At 68.8% G+C, this 1,770-nt stretch carries 1 protein-coding gene; it reads left to right on the top strand.

Translation table 11 applies throughout. The features are described from left to right. A partial coding sequence (locus A9X05_RS07720; RefSeq protein WP_067780439.1) for a xanthine dehydrogenase family protein molybdopterin-binding subunit occupies window positions 1–1,770 on the top strand: 1,770 nt, incomplete at both ends.

The raw sequence follows: 1,770 nt of genomic DNA, 5'->3' as shown, positions 1-1,770 counted from the left end.
GCCGACCTCAACCCCGACGTGCGGGAGGCCTGGCACGCCGTCGCCGGCAAGGACGTCCAAGACACCCCGCGCCCGCCGCTGGCCGAGGGCGAGGCGAAGTTCGTCGGCGACCCCGTCGCCCTCGTCGTCGCCGAGAGCCGGTATGTCGCCGAGGACGCGCTGGAACTCATCGACGTGGACTACGAGCCGCTGCCCGCCGTCACCGACTTCACCCGGGCGCAGGCCTGCGACGTGCTGGTGCACGACGCCTACCCGAACAACGTCGCCGGCGGGATGGGCGGGGCCCCGCCGGACGAAGAACTGTTCGCCGGCGCGCCGTGCGTCGTCAAGGAGAACATCTACCAACAGATCTATGCGCCGGTGCCGATCGAAACCCGCGGCCTGGTCGTCGAATGGACCGCCGCCACCGGAGAACTCACGATGTGGGCGTCCACCCAGACCCCGCACGAACTGCGGGCGTTCTGCGCCCGGCTGTTAGGCATTGCGGCACAACGGGTTCGGGTCATCATGCGCGACACCGGCGGCGGCTTCGGCCAGAAGGTCGTCCCGATGCGCGAGGACATGTGCATCATGCTGGCCGCCCGCAAGGTGCCGGCCGCGCTGAAGTGGATCGAGGACCGGCGGGAGAACCTGATGTCGGCCGGGCAGGCGCGGCACGTCGACGGCACCGCCCGCATGGCCTTCGACGACGAGGGCAACATCGCGGCGGCCGACATCGACTTCGTCCAGGACATCGGCGCCTACCCGACGCCTTATCCGGTGCTCACCACGGCCGCCATCGGCATGTTCTTTCCGGGCCCCTACCGGGTGCCCAAGGCCAGCTTCAACTACAAGACGGTGTTCTCCAACACCAGCGGCCTGGCCGCCTATCGCGGCCCCTGGCAGTACGAGACGCTGGCCCGCGAGATTCTGCTGGACATCGCCGCGCGCAAGATGAACATGGACCCGGTCGAGCTGCGCCGGCGAAACCTGTTGCGCCGCGACGAGATGCCCTATTTCAACCCCAACGGCATGCCGTATGACCACGTCGCCCCGATCGACACCTTCGAGCAGGCCGTGAAAATCCTTGACCACGAAGGCTTTCGCAAAGAGCAGGCCGAGGCGCTCGCGCAGGGCCGCTACCTGGGATTGGGGTTCTCGGCCTACATCGAACCGACAGGCGCGGCGACCGGCCACCTGGCCACCGAGGGTTGCACCATCCGCATGGAGCCCACCGGCAAGATCAACGTGTACGTCAACGGCGGCTCGAGCGGCAACAGCATCGAGACCACGGTCGTGCAGCTGACCGCCGACGCGCTGGGCGCCGACATCGACGACGTCGCCACTATCCAGGGCGACACCGCGGTCACCCCGTACGGGGCCGGGACGCAGGGCAGCCGCAGCGCGCCCATGACCGCCGGGGCCGTCAACGAGGCGGGGGCGCTGCTGCGCGAGAAGATCGTGGCACTGGCCGCCCACCACCTCAAGGTCGCAGAATCCGAAGTGGACCTGGCGTTTTCGGTGGCCAGCGTGCGCGGCGAGCCCGACAGGTCGGTGCCGTTCGGCAAGCTGGCGTACGTCGCGCACTACTCGCCGCAGCTGCTGCCGCCGGGGATGTCGGCCAACCTGGAGGCGACCGCCCGGTTCAACTCGACCAATCCCATCCACTGGTCCAACGCGACGCACGCCTGCACCTGCGAGGTGGACGTGGCCACCGGCAAGGTGACGCTGCTGCGCTACATCGTCAGTGAGGACGTCGGGCCGATGATCAACCCCTCGGTGGTGGAGGGC

The sequence above is a fragment of the Mycobacterium sp. E3298 genome, assembly GCF_001666895.1.
Classification (GTDB): Bacteria; Actinomycetota; Actinomycetes; order Mycobacteriales; family Mycobacteriaceae; genus Mycobacterium.
This window is presented reverse-complemented; position numbering and strand designations above follow the sequence as displayed.